The following is a 19841-nucleotide window of genomic DNA, read 5'->3' as shown; positions in this document are numbered from 1 at the left end:
ACCGCCTTTCCGGTTACTGAATATGCTTTTTCTTCTTGCCGCTGAGTAAACAGAATCCAATCGTAATTAAGGATATCAGCGCCAAAACCATATAGAAGATTGGCGATGGACTGCTATCCCCTGTTTTCGGGGCATCATCCAGCTCGTAATCGTCATTGTCGACGCTACCGCCTGCGTTGTTGCCTTTGTTGAATTCGTTGTTGACGTTGCTAGTTCCGTTGTTGACGTTGCTAGTTCCGTCGTTAACGTTACTAGTTCCGTCGTTGACGTTGCTAGTTCCGTCGTTGACGTTGCTAGTTCCGTCGTTGACGTTGCTAGTTCCGTCGTTGACGTTGCTAGTTCCGTTGTTGACGTTGCTAGTTCCGTCGTTGACGTTGCTAGTTCCGTTGTTGACGTTGCTAGTTCCGTTGTTGACGTTGCTAGTTCCGTTGTTGACGTTGCTAGTTCCGTCGTTGACGTTGCTAGTTCCGTCGTCGCTGTTATCGGTTCCGCTATTGCCACTGCCGGACCCAGTTCCGCCGCCACTGCCGCCGGAACTTATCGGCTTCAACTGTATATCGTAGCGTACGATGTCGCTTCCGACCGAGATAGTTGGGCTTGTATACGTATCATACCCGGCTTTGGTTACAACCAGATAGTAATCCGTGTCCGGGAATACCATGTACGCATATGCGCCGGTTGCGTCACTGTTTTGACTTGGGCTGGCGTTATCATTCGGTGCAAAGCCCGGAATCGCTGGCAGCGTTACTTTCGTGCCCGGCTCGATGCCGTTGGCTTTGTTTCCCGGCGTATCAGCATAGTATAGCGTCACTTCAGCGCCTTCAATCGCCATGCCGGTTGTTGCGTCCGTAATGATGCCATACGGGTCAACGAGCCCCTGGGAAATATTCAATTCCCCGTTGGCCTTCACGTCCAGATCCGCTTGAAGGACCGTCAATTCTTGGCCTGGCGCCACTTCGTAGCGCACTTCCATTTTGTAGGTCTTCGCGGCTAAACCGTCCGCTGAGAAGACGCCGTTCGACTGTAGGTTGAACGCTTTGGGCGCGCCATTCTCATCCACTACATATTGGTTGTTGGCATCCCGCAAGTAAATGTGCATCTTGCCAGCGAGCTTGCTGCCCAGCAGCGAAGCCTGCCCTTCGGGCTGCTTCAGAAGCACGATGCCTACCGCCGTAATATCAGCCGGAACGGTCTCGTCCGTCACACTGCTGTCCACATTTGCTTTTTGCGTGAACTCGACAGGCACATCCTTTCCGCCTACCGGATACCACTTCGTAAATGTGATCGTGTAGTCGGTATCTGCCTCGGCAATGACCGAATACTCACCCTTCTCATTCGTCTGAATCGTCTGCTTCTCACCTGTCTTCAGATTGGTCACTGTGATGGACGCATTCGGAATGACTTCTCCTGTGTTGTTGTCACGCAGGACGCCTTCCAGAACTGGAAGCTGGCGGGTATTCACAAAGTGTGCTTCAGCCGCGCTTTTCACCGGAATGGTACCCGTGCGAATGAGACTTGCAGGATCTGTCACATAGCCGTCGTCCGTGTAATTATCTTCGGTCACCGTATATTGGAGATACGTAGGAAGTCCTTCCACAATGAACAGTTCTTCATCTTTAAGCTCAAAGGTATCCCCACTTTTGATGGTGCCCTTACTGCCGTCCGACTTCTCATAGGAGTAGGAGCCGTTCGCTCCCTCGCCTGTGAAGGTGACCTTGTACTTGAACGCCTTCGTTTTGTTACCGCCATTACCTTGAACCTTGTTGCCAATTAGCAGGCTCCCGGTCATGACTCGCATGTTTTTGAATGGGGCAACTTCATCCTTACCCTTCATGACTCCGGTATAGTACCGCTCCCCAGGAGTAGTCATGTATTCATCGGTTGTGTAGTCTTTCTGGGTAACTGTGTAATTTAGATTCTTAGGCAGTTCCAAAACATCCAGTGTCTCTCCATCCTTGAGCCGGAGGGTACCACCGGACTTGATCGAACCTTTGTCGCCGTCCGACTTCACGTAAGAGTAGCTTTCATCCTTACCTGCACCCGCAAAGCTGACGGTGTATTCGAACTCCTTCGTCTTGTCGCCGCCGTTGCCCATGACCGTATTGCTGATGGTCAGCTTGCTGACAATCCGTTCATTTACAAAGTCCGCCTTGTGGTCACCTTTATTCACAATTGTTCCGGACCGTTCTCTCGTCTCCGGCTCAGTTGTGTAACCGTCAACGGTCGTATAATCGCCCTCGGTTACGGTATAAACCAGACCCGCAGGCAATACTGGCAGCATCACAGTTTGTCCGTGCTTAAGGGTAATCTTGTCACCGCTTTTGATCTTGCCATACGTATTATCTGGCTTCTTATAGGTGTACTCTCCGTCTTTACCTTCGCCGTTGAAGGTCACGGTGTACTCGAACTCTTTGTCCGGGTCACTGCCGTTGCCTTCCACCTTATTGGTGATGGTCAGCTTGCCTTCGGCCGGTGTAGGCACGATCAGCGGATTGTTCGATTCCACCTTCTGTCCGTCAACAAGGACAGGCTTGCCAGGCGCATCGATGATACGTACCCGGTATAACGTAGTCGTAGGCAAGTAAGTGAGGGGATCAATATATGTCTGTTTGAGCAAATAATCCCCTGGCACCTGAATAATGAAATTCGTCTTGCCGTCCGTGCCCGTCGTTTTTTCCGCCATTACATTATTTTCTTTATCTCTGGCCGGTGTACCGTCAAGATTGAGCAACTGGAACTTTACATCCTTCAGCGGTGTTGTGCCGTCGGGACCGACCTTCTTGAGGAAGAGCAGGCCGTTTTCATTGGCACTTCCCGCCACATCGTTCGCGTCCAGCGTAATACTGCTCTGCGCTCCGATCGGTGGAAGGGTATCATCGCCCATCAGCTTAATGGAATTCCCAGCCGTTCCCGGCTGCATACCCTGAGATTCGGTCTGGTAAACGATCTGATAGAACTTGTTCGGATCGGCAAAATCAAACCTAAGCGTCGATCCCCCGGTTGCCGGGTCTGTGCCTGCGGTGACCTTCACCTCACTATCTGGATCCGCAAGATTCAGCGGACCTCCCTCACGCTCCAAAGTGCCGTCCGGCTTCAACTTGCCGGGATAGACAGCGATGTCGGAAGGTTCGAGGGATAGGCCGCCCCCCGCATTTTGGCGCAACTTCAGCCCCTTGGCAAGGGTATCCAGCAAATAAACGCCTTGCTTCATCTCAAACGGAGGCGTGTAATTCACCGTCCATTCCTGTACACCAGAAACAGGCTTTTGCGCCGTCTTGCTCAGAGACTGCACAGGCACAATGATTCTGTGAGCTTCGGTAGCACTATAGGGCTTGTCTCCCCATTTCATGGAGAACACAGCCTGATTCTCCCCAGCATTATTGTTACCTAGCTGGTAATTGGCAAGAGCGGCATTGGTTGGACGCGCCTTCACCAGAATGACGTAGGGGCTCTCCAGCTTAGAAAAGGTGAAGGTTCCTTCATTGCCATCCTTGGTAAAGCTCACCACATGCTGAGGCGTACCCGGCGCAATGACTGAAATGGCCTGTGCATATCTACCACTTCCGCCTTTACCATCGGTTCTATAGCCTGTACTACCTTTATAAAGCCTATAAGCCTCGCCCGGAGCATAATCTACAAACTCCCAGCCCTCCGGCAATACATCCACCAGCTTGATGTCGCTGGCTACGCGAGTGCCGCCATCCTTGGCCATCTCTTCCGTATTGAAGCCCGGCATGTTCACCGCCAGCCGGAAGGTGGCCGTTCTATCCTTGCGATCATAGCCTGCCAAGATGTAATTGTCAGGACGGGAGTTGTCCATATACCAGTTCGGATCGTTGGCCACGGGCGTTCTTTTCCATACGCTGTCGCTCCATTGGCCTGAATAGTTTCGGTTCCAATCGGCTGCGACCCCCTCTAAACCTGCCGTGTTCGCATACAGCATCTCCTTGTTCAGCATCCGCACAAGGTTCGAGGTGTTGGCCTCGGCGCGACTCACATAATCGTCACCGTCGAAGAGCAGCCCCCGGTTGCTCCATGTGTTTGCGGCGTTATCCTGGCGGAACAGGTTATCCGGGTTGGTAGTGACAGACTCAAAGGAAACGCTCCTCGGTACATCTCCTTTGTACCCGGTCACTTTGATAAGGTCCGCCACCCGCTCACCGTTCACCGTCAAGGGGATCACTTCACCGTTCAGCCCATTACTCACAGTCAGCGTATTCTCGCGGTATTTTTGCCAAAGCTGCTTGGTGTCGATCTGGCTCTTGATTGCATCCAGAGCTGTCGACGTTACCATAGGATTGGCGTCCAAATTATTCAGTACATCGAGAGAACCGCCGTGAACCAGCAAATCATAGACGACTGGAGCATCGAGATCGTACTGTAACGTCAAGTTTATCGTCCACTTGGTGCCTGCGACGTTGTGCAGCGCGGTGGTTGTGGTCGCACTTTTCGTGAAGGCATGTGCGCCAATTCTAACCTGCGCAGTGTCCACAACGGCAGCAGGAGCGGCCCAGCCAGTTGCATCGTTGTTCTGGATGGCAGTTCCTTCATCCTTCACATCCAATTCCCAGTTTGCGCGCGCTTTGTAGTCGAAGATTGACTTGCTGCTGTCTGTCACCTTCGTCACAACTGTCATATAGAGGGGACCGTCCAGATTCCCGCCGATGGCGGTTCCGATCTCATACTCCCCTGCGGCGTTGCGGGTAATTGGGGTATCCGTACCGCTGTCCCCATTCTTATAGGTTGCAGAAACAAACTCCGTCCCCTCGGGCAGGATGTCTGTAATCTTAACGTTCTGCAAGCCGGTTCTGGACAGTACGCCGTTATTGTTAATCCTCTTGTTGACCTCCACCGTCCATGTGATGAGCGTATCGTTTCCACTCTTGCCCGGCTTGCCGCTCGCCGCAATCCAGTTGGGGCGTATAGCAATCCGATGGGTATTTGATGAAGCCTTCACATCGGTAGCGTCACCCAAAAGCTTTGCGGTATTATCAATGCGGTTCCATCCATACTGATCAGCAAAATTGCCGTTCTTTTCGTAGTAATAACTATTCTTAGGAATCCACGTTTTGAAGGTAATAGTCGCCGTGCTTTTGACGTTATCTACAGTGGATGCGTTTGGGAACTTGTAGAAAAGTGTGCGATCAGCAGCATAATCAGGATCTGCCGCATTTCCATCCACAGTGAAGGACCCAGGCACATATACACCGACGTTCGCAAGCTCATCAGAGAAAGTCAACCCATCCAGCCGCATGGGGATGGTCTTATCGTCCATATCGGTGGCAGTTACTACCGCTCGCCACGTAATGGTACCCTCTTGAAAAGAAGGGCTGTTAATCCCACTGTCATAGCCGCCGTTGCTTAAAGAGTTTACAGTAATAGTATACTCGGGCACCAAATCGGAGTTTTTAAACTTATAGCCATCTCCGAAAATGGTCGTATCCCCACCACCGCCAGGGGTCTGATCTGCCGCTCTAGCAGCAGCGGAAAAGCCGATTTTGACGTCGCGTCTACTGCCGTCATATACTCCTGCGCCATCAAACGTAATTTTGATAGAATCGGCAAAAAACTGGACGGTAGCAATTTTCAGTCCGCCCTGATTGATTGGCATAGGACCTGTAGGCGCCAAATTCACACCAGGGAAGTAGGTCGCCTTATCCAGGACGGCATAATCTCCCTGCTGAATCACACTTTCGGGCGGAGCATTGAGATCGTCGCCCTTGGTCGGCACAGCGATACTATCCAGCTCAAGGGTAAAGTTCTCCCGGCCGTTAATCTCGCCCCCTGCCGCAACCACAGCTTCAGGGTTACCCTGCTTCACTGTGAGCTTGAACGTCGGATTGGCGTTCGCCAGCACCGCCGTTTTGTCCGTCAGATTTGCCGTCATCGCCGCGAAAGTGGGCGGCGGAGCGTACACCGCCTCAGGTGCCGACGACGGTTGATCTGGCGCGCCATACACCGCCTCAGATACCGAAGGTGATTCAGCCGCATTCTGCGAGCCGGATTCGTCATCCGCATATGCAGCAGCAGGGAATACCACTGTCTGCAAGACAAGCAAAACTGCCAGGCAGAAAGATAGCATAGTTTTACCTAAACTGCTTTTTTGTTTCAATACGAAAATCTCCTCCATTTCTAAAAATTTTTGGGAGCGGCCAGTAACTTTTTCCCTCATCTTAGGTCATCTTCGCCGCTTACAACAGAAAGTTACCAATTTCGCCATATTTATATGGCGTGTCCGACCATTATAATATAGAGACCTATACAAATTCTAAACACTTTCCAGACTTTAGACCCGAGTTTGGCATAAGTCTAAAGAACTAAACACAGTAAGCTAGACATGGATTCCTCCCTTCTTCATTTCTCATATTACCTCCCTCTGATGCTGGATCTACCAGTACTATGAGATTTTTAATAGACTGGGTAGGGTAGAGTAGGGCTTGTTCATTTTTATATATCGGATTTTTATTAATTAAAATTTAATGTTTTCAAGTTCAAGGCTCCTTACATTTTGTTTCTATAATGGATGATCTGGCTTGGATGGGTTTGAAGGCACACCCTAGTTAGGGAATTATGGGGTAAAAGTAGCTGTAAAATTGTTGATGCACGTTGGCAATCTAAATGAATATCACACATATGTCAAAAGGACTCCTAAAGGCAATACTTCTGGCCTCAGAGTCCTTATTCGAAAAATCTGTAAATAAAGCATAACTTAATTTTTGCACCATCTACAGGCATCCCAAAATATGAATACATATATCATATACAAACTATGTAATCTTCCTCCAAGTTGGTTCCACTTAACTGCCTCCTGAAAACAACATCCTCCCCACCTTACGTGGCTCCCCAAAAAGTAATTGAAATCAGCCTCGAAGCATTACTTCAATTTTGGAGGGCTCGAGAACGATGCCACCTATTAGAAACGTTTGGCAACTTCTGTAGCATGAGCAATTGCTTTTTTCTTAATATCTGAAGCTTTCTCTAATGATGCCGTTCCTTCAACAAAAATTGCCTCAATAGATTGAATCCCATAGAACTGTAAAACCTTAGTAAGATAGCTGTATCCCATTTCAACTGCAGCAAAAGGACCTTTCGAATAAACGGAATCACTAGCTTGAATGTGTAAGGCTTTTTTGCCGGACAACAGACCTACAGGGCTATTTTGGGTATATTTGAAGGTCTTACCCGCAACTGAAGTCGCATCAGTGTATGCTTTCAAAACTGGTGGGATTGAGAAATTTCACATGGGGGAAACATACACATACTTATCAGCAGCCACGTATTGATCAACAATCGCATCAAGACGAGCTATTTTGGATTTCTCAGCATCAGACAGTTGATCGAAAGATGAACCCGACCGAAGCTTTCCCCATCCACGTAAAACATCTGCATCGAATTGCGGGATATTCCCTTTGTATAGATCTAAATGAACAATTTCATCTGTTGGATTAGCTTCACGGTACGGTTCAATAAATTCTTTGCCCACCGCAAGGCTAAAAGATTCCTGAGGATCAAGGGAATGTGCGGTGATATACGGTACAGTTGCCATGAATCAAAACGAATACAAGGTTGATAAACGTCTTTTAAGCAACTCCGACTTGGAGAATATATTGACTGCGCTCTTATGCGAATGGGGCATGCGCACGCCGAAAATCGCTTGATGGGCTCGTCGTCATTGGGGATTTAGCCTGCTCAAAACGTTGGAAGCAAAACTAGCCGTTGTCGGTAGTTCGACTGGTTATTGCGTTCTTTTTCCCATTCATGCAACACACTTCAAATATCGAACTCAGTGTCATTCCATATTTCGTGATCTTATAACAGACTTTAGGCCCCAATAATCTGATTCTATCCCGATGAATTACAAAATAACGCGTGACATTTATTTGGATTTCGGAAGTATTCTCGATAAAACCCACGCCAGAATGATGGCGAAAGAGATTCAGACAGCCAAGATAAAGGGATTGAGATATCAAAGTGTTTGTATATTGATTGATCCAACCGAAACGGTAAAACGACAGAATTTTCATCCGTGGTAAAGCCGTTTAATGATTACCCTCGATATCCATTACCTGATATAGTTCCGCCAGGCCATTTCCTATTCATTACGAAGCTCCATAGGTATACGTGCATATTTTGTAATATTTGCAAAAAAAGAGAGAACCACTGAATTGGGTGTTCTCTCCTCTTCGCGAGTGACTGCTCTTATGCAATTAGCCCAGCACTTATTTTTTTTGATTACGGGTATCCAAATTTCGCTTCTGAAGGTTGGAGAGGATACATCCTTACTCTCATTCCATACTATTTCCGGCCCTCTCGCCAACTCATAACTCGCGGAAGGAAACCATTCTGAATAAATACGTCCCCATACGTTCTGCAAAGTTGCCGGAAATGGGCCAACCGCTTCAAATACAGCCCAGGTAGCTTCAGATACCTCTAGTTTCGTCAAATGCTCGGGACACTCTTGGCTAGTAGCCACGCCTACATAGTGATCAAGCGATCCCTTCTCCTCCATACGCTCCTCGGAAAAATCCACCGATGCTTGAATCAATCCCCGGGGTTCAATATTCGAGAGTGCTTTGAGTTGAACAATGTCCTCCGGCGTTAAGCTTCTCCACATGGACTCGATTTCCGAATTCACACCATTGAATTGAATAGACACCCTCTTCATGATACCCACGATTCGGAATGGCTCCTTCTCTACAATACGATATTTCATTGCGGTTCCTCCCTGAACGGTTAATTGAAAGGTCATACGTGGATAGGCCTTTAAGGAAGGTCCATTGGACTTTGCCTTTGAGGGCAACATCCCATGCAGAGCCTGAAAGGCTCTAGAAAAGGCGTCTGCTGAGTTGTATCCGTACTTCATCGCCACATCAATAATTCGTACATTGTGGGTTTGAAGCTCAAATGCAGCAAGGGTCAGGCGTCTCCGACGGATGTATTCCGATAGCGTAATCCCAGCAAGAAATGAAAACATCCTTGAAAAGTGATATTCCGAACAACAAGCCTGCCTTGCGGCTTCCTTCAAATCTAAATCTTCTGTAAGATTTTCTTCGATGTATTGCATAGCGCGATTCAGATTCGCAAGCCAATCCACGTGAATAACCTCCCTTCAGGTACAGAATAGCAAAGTATGATTATAGGCATCCGACATTTCATGTACGATTTTATAGGTTTGCCAAGATGAGGTTGCCGCTATTTATGATACGGTTCACCCCGATTAATCTTCACCGCCCGATAAATCTGCTCCACCAGCACCAATCGCATCAACTGATGTGGCAGGGTCATCCTTCCGAAGCTCAGCTTCTGCTGGGCGCGGCGGAGGACTTCGTCAGAAAGACCGTGGCTGCCGCCAATGACGAAGACAACATGGCTTGTACCGTAGGTGCCAAGCTTGTCCAATTCCTCTGCGAGTTCTTCCGAGCTCCACAGCTTGCCGTCGATGGCGAGTACAATGACGTGTGCTTCGCTTTTCACATGAGCAAGGATGCGCTCTCCCTCTCGCTCCTTGACCTGTCGAACCTCCGCCTCGCTCAGTGTATCGGGAGCCTTTTCATCGGCTACTTCGATCATTTGAAACTTAATGTATGGCCCCAGCCGCTTAGCGTATTCCTGAATGCCCATGACCAAATACTTCTCTTTTAACTTCCCCACACCTATAAGCTGAATAAACAAATTCCATACCCCTATCTATGTCGAATGATAATGTAAAATCGTATTTACGATCCCTAACTTAAAAACATACCTTTAACATAGTTATTTTAGCACCTGCAACGTCTCTTACCTATCTATTTCCTCTCCACTACGAGCCTATTCCCTGTTCAGATTATAGCGGATCATTCATTTATGCTCTTCACAGTGAAATGCCTATCCGTTTCATATTCATCAAGACTCTGCATTAGCATCTGTCGATATTCGCTGATTTGTTCCGCTGTCGCTGACTCCCGTAATGATTCGAACAATGCTGTACATTTCTTAAATTGACCATCATTACCCGACTGATCGGCTAGTTGCATCGCCCGCACAGTAAGTCCCACTGCTTCCTGTAATCTGCCGTACTTCCGATAGTACAAAGCCAAGTGATAGCAGTAGCTATAATAGTAAGATATATTCTCTGCGTCTTCATAACTCCCGAATTCATCAATCTGCTCTGCAAACGTATGTAAAATATCTCCTACATCCAAATGATACATAAGCGCTGCCTGTAATATGGTATTCAGCCCCGGTAATATTTCCTCTAGATTATCCTGCAAAAAGGCTACGTATTCCTCGACAAGCTCTATATTTCCAGACAAAATATCTACTGCATATAAATTAGTTTTGGCTAAAAATCTGAATTCCTCCACAACCTGATTGTCTTCTTCCTTTAAATCTTCCATCCACCCCAGCTCAGCATACTTATAGATGCACTCCCTTGCCTGCTCATATGCACCCTGGTTCTGGTGAGCCATTCCACACATCAGGTGACTGAATCCAAAATAGTATACCAACGGATGCTCTAAATTGACATGCGGGATGGATAATTTCATTGCTTTATGATACTGCCGTTCTTCATAGATACGCTGTACACATTGGTACAAAATATCCGCCGTCTCCATCACCTTCTTCCAATTTTCAAAAGCCACAGCCATCTCCAACATTTCAACAATAATGTCCGGTTTGAGTGATTTCAGGATAGAAGTTCTCAAGAGTAGCCCCTCCTTATATTTCCATTTACAACCAATTGTATAGAAAGTAAAAAAGGAGGTCAATATAAAAAGTACTTAAAAGTACAATTTTATATGTATTTATTTTGTATAAGATGGTCTGTAACGATATTCTCTCCTCTTCTAACCTTAAGTGGAGGTGATTACATGAGTTTACCAGAAAGTGTCGGAAACCGAATACGAGAACTAAGAAAAGCTAAAGGATGGACACAGGAACAATTGGCTGAAGCAGCAGGACTTCATTACAGTTATATTGGTGGAGTAGAACGTGGAGATCGAAATATTTCATTGGAGACATTGGAAAAAATAATTCTAGCTTTAAAAGTTCCAGCCTTTGAACTTTTCCAATTCGACGAAAATACGGATCGAAAACAAATCATAAATGAACTTATGGTGCTCATAAATTCAAGAGAAACAACAGAGCTCGAAATTCTCACTACTATAACAAAAAATATTGTTAGTTTAGTTGAGTTACAACAAAAAAAGAATTGAACAATTCTCTTCTACCTGACTTTTACACTTCATCTTTCATAAGCTTGTTATGAGGTGGCTAATATGACAAAATTACGGAATTCGGTTGGAGAAAGAATTAGAACGATTCGGAAGGCTAAGGGATTAACACAGCAACAACTTGCGGAACTTTCAGGATTAGATGATGCATATATTGGATCGGTAGAGCGTGGCGAAAGGAACTTTTCGATTGATACCTTGGAGAAGGTGTTAACTGCCTTAAACGTGTCTATCAGTGAGTTAATGTTTTCCAAAGAACATATGACTGAAGACGAAACTATTCGGCAAGAGGCGATAGATGAGTTTGTTGCGTTGACCAGCAGATTGAATGAGGAGCAAATCGGCATTCTCAGACGAGTTAGTAAAGAAGTTTCACGCGCATTCGAGTAAGCCATACCACCCTAAAAAAGCCTTGAATAAAACCAAAAAAGAGCACCGCACAGGTGCCCTCCATAAATCTTCACAAACATACTCAAGCGTACAACATAAAAAAGCTCACTTCATGTCCCAGTTGCTTTAGATAATTATAAATCTGCGAACGATGATGGAACACATGGGTCACAGTCTCAATCTGCCATTGAACCTGTAGATGTCCGTGCTCCATATAGAAGGCCTTCGTCGAACGATTCAGATATTCGTCTTCGCTAAGCGAAAAAATGTAAGCCTTATAAGCCTCAAAATTCTGCCTAAAAGTCACAGCCAAGCGCTCGGGATCTTCCACCCCGGACAGGCTGTTTTCAATGCTTCCCACTTCACCCTCAGACTTCTCCTGCATTATCGCAAGATCCGAAGCAGGAATAAGCACAAAGTGATGCACTAACTCCAGCAGCGAACGGAAATTGTCCTGCGGGCGAAAGTTCCAATCCTCTGGACGTATTTTACGGATCAAGGCTTCCCCCGTTCGTACTCCGGTCTCCAGCTCATTTAGCAGATGATCTCGAACTTGCAGCGTTCCACTCATATTCTCATTTCTCCTTTGCCATTCTTCTTCATATTTTGAGTATAGCCGAAGCCTCTGGGCGTGTATTGTAAAAATCGGACAACTTCCGTAAATTCTTAGCCGCGGTAAGCGGAGAATCTCCATAAAACCTGCGAAAATCGCGGATTAAATGCGCCTGATCGAAAAAGCTATGCTTCAATGCCATCTCCGTCCAATCCAGCCCCCCGCCGCTTTGGATACTATGCAGAACACTCTGGAAGCGGACGACTTCACTGAACTTTTTGGGGCTGATTCCGATCCATTGTCCAAACTTACGATTGATCTGCCTTTCACTGATCGCCTCACGCTCCGCAAGCTCCTTAACCCCCACACTCCCACCGCTCATAAAGATACGATGCAGCAGGTTTTTCATCAGATCACAATCGTTCGTGCGTTGGCGCAGCAGAAGCTGGTTTAGATACTCATCCATTATGCGCACCCGTTCATTGAAATTCTGCGCTTCCAAAATGCGCTCACCTATGACGGCGATGCTTTCGGGCCAGAGATCTTCCAAGCGATAATTACCGCCTGTAAACAAGTGAGTCGGCATCCCGTGAAAATAATGCGCACCACCCGGAAAAAATCGTACCGCAAAAATGCGTGTCTCGGACCCTGCTTGTCTGGCAGACACAAACGGTTGCGTAAATGTCCCGCAGTACGAGAGTTCCTGACGCTTATTCACCGGATCGTATTCTAATAGAATATCCGTACAGCCGTCAGGTAATACCCGCTCCATGGTTTCTTCCTGTGGCAAGCTTAACAAAGCGGTGTCTTCGTACGAAGCTGCTAGATTCCCCTCTACCACCCTATTAGCCGGACCGGACTCCCAATAACAGGCCACGTAAGCTTTCAACGTAGCAGACGGCTTTTGTTCGATATAATATGTGGAGGGATCACTTCCATTGACTTGAAGCGGACGAAATAATGAATGCAGCAAAGGGTCCATCCATCGTTCACTCCTGTCTCAGTACGTGGTAGGGATAAATATAGCTCTATGTATGGGGTATTTTTGCAATAAATCCTAGTATACAAAAAGGACGTTTCTCCCCGAAACGCCCGTGCTTGTTTTTTAGACGACCAAAAACTCTGCTTTCTTCTCACATTCCTTGCACTTCACCGGAGGGTCCCAATCCGAAAATTTCGTTTCCTTGAGATCGACGACATCCGGTGCATCCTCGTATTCATCGACGAACATATCAATTGCTAGTTCCACATGCTCTTTACATACCACGTACATTCCAGTTGCATCCCTTTCCGTTTGAAGCTCTTCCTGTTGTAGGTGTGTCAAAACTGCCTTCTTTTGTTCTACCACACTTGACGGGGAAAGGAAAGGGCTTGCTTTTTACCCGAGGCGTCTGGTTGTAAAAATAAGAAAATTACTGACGTTCAAGTCCTCGTGAAAATGGGGATATTTCTCCAACATTTCGGCAGACGGCTTGGGTTCAATCATCCCTTCCAACAGCAAACCCGCGTCAATAATGGTCTGTACATAGCTGCCCAGCGTACGGTGAAAGTACAAAAGCTTTTCTTCCTGATCATAAGGGATCGCTTGCTCCAATGGGCCTTCGTTGAAATATTGATCCACTTTCCAATACAGCTTTTTCCCTGTCTCGTCCTTCACCCATCCACTCTGCGGTGTCTGAAAACACGGATGCAGAATAGAAAAAATAAAGCGGCCTCCTGGAACTAATAACCGCCGCATTTCGGCAATCGCCTGCTCATAATGAGCCAAGTCCTGAATGACCATATTGGACACGATCAGATCAAAGCTCTGGTCCCCGAACATCTCCAGCTTCTCCAGATTGCCATGGTGATATGTAATTCCCAACGCTGACGGCGTTCGCTCTTTGGCTAGCCTCAGCATCTCTGTCGAGTAATCGACAGCCTCTACCCAAGCACCCGCCCTGGCCATTTTCCGGCTTAGATAACCTTCGCCACAGCCGGCATCCAGCACTTTTTTGCCCTCAAGGGGCCCCATACAAGCTTGCAATGCTGGATTCAGCAGGACTTCGCGAGACCGATCCCCTTCCTCCGTGTACTTGGCCGTAAAGTTTTCTGCATGCATATCCCAGCGTCGAATGGCCTCTTCCGTGTCCCACTTATTCATATTCATCTCCTTCTTTCTTTTGTATTTACAAATCCGATGCTATACTACAATCCACGTAGGGCCATAGATTCTACACTCATTTCTGTATTTTTTCAATAATAACGCTTACAAATTTAAAATATCTAATTAACACATGATTTTTATATAAATTATACAGGTATTCCATATTCAAATCGTATGGTAGTGTTTATTAGAAGGCGCTTTCAAAAATAACTTTGTAAAGGGGCCTGTTATATTAAAACGAAGACCCGTTTCATTGCTGTCGTTGACGCTTGCCATCACTCTACTGTTATCTACGTTCGCATCCGTTGCCGCTGCTGCCGAATCCAACGGACAAGCACCGCAAACTGCGGCTGCAAACAGCACGCAATCGTATGTGGAAGCCATGCAGCCGGGATGGAATTTAGGAAACTCGCTGGATGCTGTCGGGGCGGATGAGACAGCCTGGGGTAATCCGCGCATTACCCAGGCGTTGATCCAGCAAATTGCTGCCCAAGGGTACAAAAGCATACGTATCCCGGTCACCTGGGATAAGCACATTGGAGCAGCACCCAACTATACCGTTGAGTCTGCCTACATGAATCGTGTAGAAGAGGTTGTTCGCTGGGCACTGGATGCCAATCTGTACGTCATGATTAATGTCCATCATGATTCATGGACGTGGGTAAGCAGTATGGAGCCCAAACATGATGAGGTGCTGGCTCGCTATAACGCATTATGGACACAAATTGCCCAGCGCTTTAAAGATCAACCTAACAAGCTGATGTTTGAAAGTATTAACGAACCCCGTTTCTCTGAAGGAGGGACTACGGATGAAGCGAAAATGAATCAAATGCTTCATGAACTGAATGTATCCTTCCACAAAATCGTCCGTGCCTCTGGCAGTAAAAATGCCACTCGTCCCCTTGTCCTGTCTGGTCTAGATGCTTCACCTGCTCAGGCCAAAATCAACGAGCTGTACAACACGATAACCAAGCTGAACGATCCCAATCTGATTGCGACCGTCCACTATTATGGCTTCTGGCCTTTCAGTGTGAACATTGCCGGGAATACAACATTTGATAAAGCTGCCCAAGACGATATCATCCAAACCTTTGATAATGTCTATAACACCTTTGTAGCCAAGGGTATCCCGGTTATTGTCGGTGAATATGGCCTGCTTGGTTTCGATAAACATACAGGTGTTATTGAACAGGGCGAAAAGCTGAAATTCTTCGAGTTTTTGACCCATTACATGAAAGAAAAGAAAGTAACAGGCATGCTCTGGGATAACGGCCAGCACTTGAACCGGACAACGTACAAGTGGTCTGATCCTGAACTCTTTAATGTTATTAAAGCCAGCCTAAAAGGGCGTTCCTCCAATGCAGCCAGTGACCTGATTCACTTGAAGAAAGGTACTTCTGCTCAGGACACCAAGGTCACTTTAAACCTGAATGGCAACCATTTGAAATCACTCAGTGTCAACAGCAAGAAACTGAAACAGGACACCGACTACACACTGAGCGGAGACACATTAACCTTCAAAGCCAGCTTGCTCACCAGCCTGACCACTTCCGATAAATATGGTGAGAATGCCGTCATTACCGCCAAGTTTAACAAGGGGGCAGACTGGAATTTTAGAGTCGTCGTGTATGATACACCGAAATTTAGTGCTGTCGAAGGGACTACGCAAGCCTTTACCATTCCAACAGACTTCCGTGGTAGCCAGCTTGCGACGATGGAAGCCGTGTATACGAATGGTGGCAATGCCGGTCCACAGGATTGGACACCTTATAAGGAATTTGGCAATACCTTTGCCCCTGCCTATGATGCCAACGGCATCAAGCTGCTGCCTGAATTTTTTAATAGTGTAAAAGATGGTGACGTCACGCTGAAGTTCCATTTCTGGAGCGGCGATGTGGTGACATACAAGATCACCAAGAGCGGAACCCGTGTGACGGGAACGACATCTTAATCTAAGGCGCAGCAGAAGATCGAAAAAGGCGTTCCCGGGAATGAGCCGGAGAACGCCTTTTTTATAGTTAAGCCTATAAGTTAAACCTTAGCCTTCCGGCTTATCTGTTAATTTTAACGTCACCAATTCTTCCTTGCCTGCCCGGTAAAAAGTAACTTTCAGCTCATCGCCAATCTTCTTGTTATCGTACAAGTAGCGACGTAAATCAAGCGTAGAGTTAATCGGTTCGCTATCAAACGCTGTAATGACATCGTTCAGCTTCAAGCCACCCTCCTTGGCAGGACCATGGGCCTCCAGAACGACTGCCCCATTTTTCACGCTGTCCGGCAACTTAAGCTCCTTGCGCTGAGTTTCATCCAGCGGTGCATATTCATTATTGAGGTCGACCGTGTATACACCCAGATAAGGGCGAGTGATCTTGCCGTCCTCGACCAGTTCATTCACCGTCTTCATCACCTCATTGGCGGGAATGGCGAAGCCAAGTCCCTCAACACCTGTATCAGCGATTTTCATCGTATTGATGCCAATCACACGTCCGTCCAGATCGACTAGGGCGCCGCCGCTGTTTCCCTCATTAATCGCCGCATCGGTCTGGATAACATGCTGCTCCCAGTCATATACGCCATCCTGGTTAATGGAAATTGGAATGATGCGATTCGTATAGCTCACAATACCGGAGGTAAGCGTGTCTCCCAAGCCGAGCGGATTGCCAATAGCAATGACCGTTTCACCCAGACGAAGTTTGCTGGAATCACCGATATCCGCTACCGTGCTAATACCTTTATCGTCCACTGCGAGTACAGCGATATCACTAATGCGATCCTTGCCGATCAACTTTGCCTCTTTTCTGACACCGTCTACCGTTACAATATCCAGATCATCTGATCCTTCGACCACATGGTTATTTGTCATAATGAAGGCTTTGCCCGAACTCACTCGGAAAATGACACCCGATCCAAGCGCGGATTGTTCCGTGCTTTTACCATCTTCCTCTTTTAGATTCACAATGCTGACGACGGCTGGGCGCACCTTGGCTGCCGCCTGCACAATCCGGTCATACGGATCACCCGCTGCTTGCCGCAAGGGATAGTGACTGGCTCCGGTTACCGCCGTAGTGGAGGGCAGACCTGTAATAAAGCTGAACAGAAGCACGGCAATCACTGCACTGACTGCACCGCTAATGACAGCAGCTTGCACCGGACTTACTCCACGCTTCCTGTGTGGCCAACGTCCCCGTTCTCCACGGCGCGCCTTAAATGCCATTTTTTTAGCCGCACGTGTGGATACCTTCGTTGAATAAAAATCGTCCTCAAACAAGCCCATGCTAATCCTCTCCCCTTCGTTGTCATGCACCGACACTCACTAAAAAATTAGGGCTATTCGGGCTTGCGCCAACCTATGCTACAGAGAACCTGCTCCGTTGAACATCTCAAATGGATTGAATATCCCTTATCATCGGAATCCAGCAACCAATTGTTCCGGCCTACTTATTAATCACCACAAATGGTGCCTTCCTAAGCAACCGAATCTCATAAATTAGCATACACGCCGAATCTGACTCCGAATAGAGGAAAAAAGAGGAATGATTTCCAAACCAATGGACTACAATAGTAACAAGTCTTCTATTCTATTACAAAATGATCGTCTCATAGAGACGTTCTGGCCTGTTCCCGTCCGCTTAAAGCTGCCTATACTTTCGATGAGAGCCTTCCTTCAGAAAGCTTTCCGTTGTTAGCTTTATTGTATCACAGCACCCAGCAAAACCACAGGCAGAACCAAGCTCATTGCACGCCATTTCTAAAATATTTTTACAGGAGGAATATATGATGAATTCACATCGTTCGGCTATGGATGAAGTTCGCATGGCTGCCAAGCTTGCGGATTTGAAAGACGAGCATTACCGCAATACACTGGCGCTAAGTACATTGATTGAACTACTGGTGGACAAAGGCGTAGTGACCCGTGAAGAGGTAGAACGCAAAGCCGCCGAGCTGGACAGCTTTATGGCTCACTTACCTTATCCCAAGGTGTAGGACGATCATAGTACGTATCGCACAATCGAAACTCACTGTCCTTGTAAAAACAGCCGCGGTCTTCCATCGCCCCACGTACAGTCAACTTCGCAAGTTCCATCATATTGTGGTCGCGGCTCAAATGTGCCAAATACGTTCGCTTCGTACGACCTGTCAGCAGCTCGCTAAGAATCGCGCCCGCCATCTCATTGGATAAATGACCGATATCGCTGAGAATACGGCGCTTGATGTTCCACGGATAACGCCCCATACGCAGCATTTCCACATCATGATTAGACTCCAGTACCAATACGTCCGCGTCTGATATCGCCTGTTTCACTTTGTCGCTGACATAGCCGAGATCGGTCGCTACACTGAGTTTCTCTGCCCCATCATAAAAGCTATACCCTACAGGCTCAGCCGCATCATGGGATATGCCAAAAGACTCCACGAGTAATGACTCAAATTCCCGCGTTGCGCCTGTCTCCAATATTCTGCGGTTATCGTCTGCGATTTGCCCAACAGCATTGCTGATGGCAAACCATGTCTTCTCGTTAGCATATATAGGTAAATTATATTTACGCGCCATGGCGCCTAGTCCTTTAACATGATCAGAATGCTCATGCGTGACCAAAATACCATCCAACTCTTCTCCGCTCAGATCGCGTTCTTTCAGCAATTCGTCAATACGCTTCGCGCTGAGACCTGCGTCGATGAGCAATGTCGTGTCTTCGTTCCGCACAACGGTAGCGTTGCCGGTCGAACCGCTCGACAGCACGGTAAATGAAATCCCCATATCTGTTCAAGACCCTTCTGTATGTTCTGTCTTTGGACTAATGACATCTCCGTTCATCTGCACATAATACACACCTTTCCCGTTGTCCAGCATAAACCGCCACACGGGGGCAGCCACCTGGCTATCGGAATTAAAGGTCTGTCCGTAATAACCGAGCCGGATATCCTTCACAATCGTATCACGCGGCAAATAGCCGTCGATCAGCCTTGCCAGTGCTTTGGACGCAGGCAGCATTTTCTTTGCCTCATCCGAAGGCTGGAGATCGACCTTAATTTTGCGATACCCTGTAATCTTTTGATTGCTGTAAAACAGAGCCAACTTCACATTAAATAGCGGCCATTTGCCCTGAACCAGCGGATGAAGTACAAAAGCATCTGCTTGTCCGGATGCCAATTCCTCCTGAACATCCAGCGGATCGTACTGAAAGTTATCGATATCCTTGATTTGTGGCTCCAATGCCTCAACTAACGCGTCATGGGTGAATACCAGTTTGCTGTCCACTGGCTTCACCAGCTGCACACGATCATCCTTTTCTCCACTATGAACGTATGTGTAAGAAAGTTTAGGCAGCTGCGGGGTATCGCCGGGAATCGGAGCCAGCACCTGAATGCTTTTCTCTTCCATTAAACGCTGCGTATTTTCATCCAATGAAGTAAAATCCAGATTCGGCCCTGCCGTTTCCTGTGCATCATGCCACAATTGGTAACCCAATACCACATTGAGCAGCAAAAATGTACAAATCAATACGTTCTTGGCGCGGCTCCAATCCATTCCCGTTCC

At 47.2% G+C, this 19841-nt stretch carries 14 protein-coding genes and 2 pseudogenes; 4 read left to right on the top strand and 12 right to left on the bottom strand.

The annotated features are described in order from the left end of the window. Positions 1–13: 13 nt before the first annotated feature. The 5 genes and pseudogenes from NLX74_RS04335 to NLX74_RS04315 all read right to left on the bottom strand — a co-directional run bounded on the left by NLX74_RS04335 (position 14) and on the right by NLX74_RS04315 (position 10685). Positions 14–6112 (bottom strand): DUF7601 domain-containing protein, encoded by a 6099-nt coding sequence (locus tag NLX74_RS04335; protein WP_367997010.1) that lies wholly within the window; start codon positions 6110–6112, stop codon positions 14–16. Between the two features lie 801 nt (positions 6113–6913). Next, positions 6914–7546 (bottom strand): annotated as a pseudogene (locus NLX74_RS04330) (NAD(P)H-dependent oxidoreductase). Positions 7547–8224: 678 nt separating this feature from the next. Continuing rightward, positions 8225–9094 (bottom strand): annotated as a pseudogene (locus tag NLX74_RS04325) (AraC family transcriptional regulator); the annotation flags it as partial. Positions 9095–9192: 98 nt separating this feature from the next. Then, positions 9193–9672, bottom strand: coding sequence for a 23S rRNA (pseudouridine(1915)-N(3))-methyltransferase RlmH (rlmH, locus tag NLX74_RS04320; RefSeq protein ID WP_013312768.1), 480 nt, complete (start codon positions 9670–9672; stop codon positions 9193–9195). A 161-nt stretch (positions 9673–9833) separates the two neighbouring features. Further along, entirely contained in the window at positions 9834–10685 is an 852-nt protein-coding gene (locus NLX74_RS04315; protein ID WP_254328016.1) for a DNA-binding protein, read from the bottom strand. Positions 10686–10850: 165 nt separating this feature from the next. On the opposite strand from NLX74_RS04315, the gene NLX74_RS04310 reads away from it, so the two are divergent. Both NLX74_RS04310 and NLX74_RS04305 read left to right on the top strand, forming a co-directional pair. Continuing rightward, positions 10851–11195: a helix-turn-helix domain-containing protein gene (locus NLX74_RS04310; protein WP_254328015.1), complete on the top strand. Its 345-nt coding sequence runs from the start codon at positions 10851–10853 to the stop codon at positions 11193–11195. Positions 11196–11258: 63 nt separating this feature from the next. After that, complete coding sequence (locus NLX74_RS04305) at positions 11259–11603, top strand: helix-turn-helix domain-containing protein (protein ID WP_076264609.1); 345 nt, start codon at positions 11259–11261, stop codon at positions 11601–11603. 82 nt (positions 11604–11685) lie between these two features. On the opposite strand, the gene NLX74_RS04300 is transcribed toward NLX74_RS04305, so the two are convergent. The 4 genes from NLX74_RS04300 to NLX74_RS04285 form a co-directional block, all read right to left on the bottom strand. After that, entirely contained in the window at positions 11686–12174 is a 489-nt protein-coding gene (locus NLX74_RS04300; protein ID WP_254328014.1) for a DinB family protein, read from the bottom strand. Between the two features lie 28 nt (positions 12175–12202). After that, positions 12203–13138: a helix-turn-helix domain-containing protein gene (locus NLX74_RS04295; RefSeq protein WP_254328013.1), complete on the bottom strand. Its 936-nt coding sequence runs from the start codon at positions 13136–13138 to the stop codon at positions 12203–12205. Positions 13139–13261: 123 nt separating this feature from the next. Then, on the bottom strand, positions 13262–13429 hold the full coding sequence (locus NLX74_RS04290) for a CxxH/CxxC protein (RefSeq protein WP_013373879.1): 168 nt from the start codon (positions 13427–13429) through the stop codon (positions 13262–13264). Positions 13430–13534: 105 nt separating this feature from the next. Further along, positions 13535–14299 (bottom strand): class I SAM-dependent methyltransferase, encoded by a 765-nt coding sequence (locus tag NLX74_RS04285; protein WP_254328012.1) that lies wholly within the window; start codon positions 14297–14299, stop codon positions 13535–13537. 232 nt (positions 14300–14531) lie between these two features. On the opposite strand from NLX74_RS04285, the gene NLX74_RS04280 reads away from it, so the two are divergent. Continuing rightward, positions 14532–16253, top strand: coding sequence for a cellulase family glycosylhydrolase (locus NLX74_RS04280; protein ID WP_254328327.1), 1722 nt, complete (start codon positions 14532–14534; stop codon positions 16251–16253). An 87-nt stretch (positions 16254–16340) separates the two neighbouring features. Here the strand turns inward: NLX74_RS04280 and NLX74_RS04275 are convergent, their stop codons facing one another. Continuing rightward, positions 16341–17576, bottom strand: a complete 1236-nt coding sequence (locus NLX74_RS04275) for a S1C family serine protease (RefSeq protein WP_235306809.1) — start codon at positions 17574–17576, stop codon at positions 16341–16343. Between the two features lie 503 nt (positions 17577–18079). On the opposite strand from NLX74_RS04275, the gene NLX74_RS04270 reads away from it, so the two are divergent. After that, entirely contained in the window at positions 18080–18286 is a 207-nt protein-coding gene (locus tag NLX74_RS04270; protein WP_025723164.1) for a hypothetical protein, read from the top strand. Here NLX74_RS04270 and NLX74_RS04265 read toward each other — a convergent pair. Both NLX74_RS04265 and yycI read right to left on the bottom strand, forming a co-directional pair. Further along, positions 18255–19061 carry an MBL fold metallo-hydrolase gene (locus NLX74_RS04265; RefSeq protein WP_254328011.1) on the bottom strand — a complete coding sequence of 269 codons (807 nt, stop codon included), beginning with the start codon at positions 19059–19061 and terminating at the stop codon, positions 18255–18257. The two genes, NLX74_RS04270 and NLX74_RS04265, sit on opposite strands and share 32 nt — an antisense overlap. Positions 19062–19067: 6 nt before the next feature. Further along, on the bottom strand, positions 19068–19832 hold the full coding sequence (yycI, locus tag NLX74_RS04260; RefSeq protein WP_028540969.1) for a two-component system regulatory protein YycI: 765 nt from the start codon (positions 19830–19832) through the stop codon (positions 19068–19070). Positions 19833–19841: the final 9 nt, after the last annotated feature.

Origin of the sequence: Paenibacillus sp. MZ03-122A, assembly GCF_024213325.1 — a bacterium.
GTDB classification, from domain to species: Bacteria; Bacillota; Bacilli; order Paenibacillales; family Paenibacillaceae; genus Paenibacillus; species Paenibacillus polymyxa_B.
This window is presented reverse-complemented; position numbering and strand designations above follow the sequence as displayed.

Excerpts from the sequence above, each read along its gene's own strand:
- NLX74_RS04310 (WP_254328015.1), top strand. The coding sequence starts at position 10,851 with ATGAGTTTACCAGAAAGTGTCGGAAACCGAATACGAGAACTAAGAAAA.
- NLX74_RS04305 (WP_076264609.1), top strand. The coding sequence starts at position 11,259 with ATGACAAAATTACGGAATTCGGTTGGAGAAAGAATTAGAACGATTCGG.
- NLX74_RS04300 (WP_254328014.1), bottom strand. The coding sequence starts at position 12,174 with ATGAGTGGAACGCTGCAAGTTCGAGATCATCTGCTAAATGAGCTGGAG.
- NLX74_RS04295 (WP_254328013.1), bottom strand. The coding sequence starts at position 13,138 with ATGGACCCTTTGCTGCATTCATTATTTCGTCCGCTTCAAGTCAATGGA.
- NLX74_RS04290 (WP_013373879.1), bottom strand. The coding sequence starts at position 13,429 with ATGTACGTGGTATGTAAAGAGCATGTGGAACTAGCAATTGATATGTTC.
- NLX74_RS04285 (WP_254328012.1), bottom strand. The coding sequence starts at position 14,299 with ATGAATAAGTGGGACACGGAAGAGGCCATTCGACGCTGGGATATGCAT.
- NLX74_RS04275 (WP_235306809.1), bottom strand. The coding sequence starts at position 17,576 with ATGGGCTTGTTTGAGGACGATTTTTATTCAACGAAGGTATCCACACGT.
- NLX74_RS04270 (WP_025723164.1), top strand. The coding sequence starts at position 18,080 with ATGAATTCACATCGTTCGGCTATGGATGAAGTTCGCATGGCTGCCAAG.
- NLX74_RS04265 (WP_254328011.1), bottom strand. The coding sequence starts at position 19,061 with ATGGGGATTTCATTTACCGTGCTGTCGAGCGGTTCGACCGGCAACGCT.
- yycI (WP_028540969.1), bottom strand. The coding sequence starts at position 19,832 with ATGGATTGGAGCCGCGCCAAGAACGTATTGATTTGTACATTTTTGCTG.